This window comes from Clostridium sp. AF28-12 (assembly GCF_003435225.1).
In the GTDB taxonomy this organism is placed as follows: Bacteria; Bacillota; Clostridia; order Lachnospirales; family Lachnospiraceae; genus Pilosibacter; species Pilosibacter fragilis.
This window is the reverse complement of record NZ_QWGJ01000051.1, coordinates 1-2906: the sequence shown is the minus strand read 5'-3', so window position 1 is coordinate 2906 and position 2906 is coordinate 1. Positions and strand designations below refer to the sequence as shown.

The window sequence follows — 2906 nt, the reverse complement described above, 5'->3', positions numbered from 1 at the left end:
GCTTTCAGCCACTTTCACGGCTGATCCGTGAATAATCTAGGTTAAGTATTAACTTAAGCACCAAAATGGATATGCGGATGACTGCCTAGCCGAGGAGAGAGTCCTTGACAGGAAGAACGGCATCGACAGACGGGTGCAGTATGTCTATGATGCAGCCGGAAATGCGCTGAAACGGACCCTTCTGGGAGCGGACGGGGAATGTCTGGAGAGCAGCACCCGGTATGACCTGAAAGACCGGGCGACCCACAGAACCAATCCGGCAGGAGGGGTGACCCGCTATCTCTATGACCGGAATGACAGGCTGCGGAAAGAGATCAGTCCCTACGGCTACGAGCCGGAGAGCGATGACGGGGCGGGGGTATCCTACACCTATGACAGCCGCGGCAACCGCATCCGCACCACCAATGCATTAGGAGAAGTGGTACAGGAGCTTTCCTACAACCTGCGGAATCAGCCGGTCATCCAAAAGGATACGTTTGTTTTCTTATGACCGTCAGGGCGGTATAATAGAGGAGAAAAATGCAGCCGGAATCCGTCGGTTCTCCTATAACAGCCGCCGCCAGCAGACAAGGGTGGAAACTGAAACTGGCAACGTGCAGGAGAACCGCTACGATGCGGAAGGCCTGCGGTTTGAACTGCTGGAAAACGGCAGGAGAACCAGTTTTGTCTACCACAATGGAGAGCTTTTAGAGGAGGGAAGAGAAGAGCAGGGCATCAGTTATCATCTCGGAGCAGGGATTGAAGCGTTCCAAAGAGGACAGGAACTGTCCTACTACCACAGGGATGAACAGCTCAGTACGGTATTTGTTACTGATGGACAGGGAGAAATCCGGAACAGCTATCAGTATGATGCCTTTGGCATACCCCTTGAGACCACAGAACAGCTGAATAACCGCATCCGTTATACGGGCCAGCAGTATGATGAACTGACAGAGCAGTATTACCTGCGGGCGAGGTATTATAATCCGGTTGCCGGGCGGTTCATGCAGGAAGACATCTATCAGGGGGATGGACTGAATCTGTATGCGTACTGCGGGAATAACCCGGTGGTGTATTATGACCCGAGTGGATATTATACTGCATTAGGAATCTTTTTACAGATAGTGTAATAGAAACAAAGGGAAATTCGACAGACTTAAAGATTGCTATTTTAAAAATGATAACAGGTGATGCTGACATTTCAGATGCTACTGTTGGCTCTCATCAAGCCCAGCACCTAATCCCTAATGAATTTAGGAATAATATAGCAGTTAGTGTGTCAGGATATCAGGTAGATCACGCATTAAATGGAATACTTGATATAAATAGGAATAGTTCGACTCCGGGGGCATTAGATAATTTTTTAAGAAACTATAATGTGTCAGCGGAGAATATGGAATTCTATATCTCAAATAAAACTCAGCATGGTTGGGCACCTGGAACTAGTTTTTATCATGGAGCATATAACGAATATGTAGGATCAAGATTAGCCCAACTGGATGAGAAATATCAGTTGTCTTTGATGTTGGAAACAAAAACACTGCCAAAAATAAGGGAACAATTAAGGCTATCAGGTCAACTGGAAATGTTGCAAGCAGATATAACGGGATTGAATAATGAGTTGAGACGAGCAAATCAAGAGGGTATTGATCTATATCTTACCCATCCCAATAATACAAATATTATTGATTATACTGAAGGAGGTACGCTTTCGCATGAGGATGCTATGAAAAAGTATAGAGAAGAAAATTTCGGAGAAAAGGAAAATAAAGAGAGCCTTAAAAGTAATGGCTGTGGAAACGGAAAGAAGGTATAAGTATGCTGAAACATTTGGATTTGTCACAATTTACATTAAATGAAAAAATGTATATAGAAAATGCAAATATACAGAATTGTAAAATATCTGAAATTCAAAACAGAATTTGTGTCATTAGTAAGTGCAATTTTTATAACGTTGTATTTGAGAACTCTTTTTATGAAGTGTATGCCACATTTAAAGAATGTAAATTCATAAAATGTATGTTTCGAGATACTTTTGAAGGGGAAGATTTGGAGTTGTTAGTAAAGGATAATATATTTATAGATTGTGTATTTGAAAATATCAGTTATAGATCTTTTCAAGTACAGTCTAATGTTACATACTCTAAATTTGTAAATTGTAATTTTTCAAATATTAAAATGGAAGGAGATTTATCCTTTATTGGATTGGAATTTCAAGGTGGAAAAATAGACAATTTTAATTTCTATGGGAATCAAATTATGCAGAATAATTTTTTGGATTTACAGATAAAAGATATGAACTTAAATTGTGCTTTTATAGAGAATAGGATGGAAAGAATTGACTTTAAAGGGACAAAAATAAGTGGATATTGTAGGGATAATATCTTTATTGAGTGCGAACCCAATGGGATAATGCCTTGAACAGAGCGATGCAAGCTGCTAAAGAAAGAATTAAACAATATGATGTACTAAAGAAAGGCAGAGGATGCCACATTAGTCGGAGGTAGTAATCCTCAAGTACAAGCAGCTGGTATGATAGAAATTCGTGGGATAAAGTGGATTTTATAGCTTTAAGTAAATAACTGGGCAAATTATGGATATGGGACAGCGACGGAAGAGAGACCCTCTATACTTATGACCAGGAACACTATAGTGGTTCAGTTGTCAAGACAAAAATTCAAGCATTTTATAATGAACCGATATCTGTAGCTGAATTAGGGAGGTGCCCCCGTTAAGCAGCATGATCAATCAGCAGTGCCGGATAATAATATGATGCGGGTGTCTGATCGTTGATCGCTGAATGACAGCGCTCAAAGTTGTAGGTATGTACATAGCTTTTGATAGCCGCTCGTGCTTCCCGGATATTGGCATACTGCGTAAGATAGCCTTCCTCATATTTGAAGCTACGAAACCAGCGTTCAATCATG

The 2906-nt window shown here is 41.0% G+C and carries 5 protein-coding genes; 4 read left to right on the top strand and 1 reads right to left on the bottom strand.

Features of this window, described 5'->3' with window-relative positions:
• Positions 1-133: 133 nt before the first annotated feature.
• Genes DWY93_RS16645 through DWY93_RS16630 form a run of 4 tightly spaced genes read left to right on the top strand, consistent with a single transcriptional unit; the run spans position 134 to position 2400 of the window.
• Positions 134-490, top strand: a complete 357-nt coding sequence (locus tag DWY93_RS16645) for an RHS repeat domain-containing protein (RefSeq protein ID WP_181968574.1) — start codon at positions 134-136, stop codon at positions 488-490.
• A complete protein-coding gene (locus DWY93_RS16640) occupies positions 477-1109 on the top strand; it encodes an RHS repeat-associated core domain-containing protein (protein WP_181968573.1) in 633 nt (210 codons plus the stop codon). Before DWY93_RS16645 ends, DWY93_RS16640 begins: the two co-directional genes overlap by 14 nt.
• Positions 1110-1156: 47 nt before the next feature.
• Complete coding sequence (locus tag DWY93_RS16635) at positions 1157-1795, top strand: hypothetical protein (RefSeq protein ID WP_117471383.1); 639 nt, start codon at positions 1157-1159, stop codon at positions 1793-1795.
• 2 nt (positions 1796-1797) lie between these two features.
• Positions 1798-2400, top strand: a complete 603-nt coding sequence (locus DWY93_RS16630) for a hypothetical protein (RefSeq protein ID WP_117471382.1) — start codon at positions 1798-1800, stop codon at positions 2398-2400.
• A gap of 310 nt (positions 2401-2710) precedes the next feature.
• On the opposite strand, the gene DWY93_RS16625 is transcribed toward DWY93_RS16630, so the two are convergent.
• The coding region (locus DWY93_RS16625) for an integrase core domain-containing protein (RefSeq protein ID WP_147324229.1) at positions 2711-2906 on the bottom strand (196 nt) is incomplete at its 5' end.

Excerpts from the sequence above, each read along its gene's own strand:
- DWY93_RS16635 (WP_117471383.1), top strand. The coding sequence starts at position 1,157 with ATGATAACAGGTGATGCTGACATTTCAGATGCTACTGTTGGCTCTCAT.
- DWY93_RS16630 (WP_117471382.1), top strand. The coding sequence starts at position 1,798 with ATGCTGAAACATTTGGATTTGTCACAATTTACATTAAATGAAAAAATG.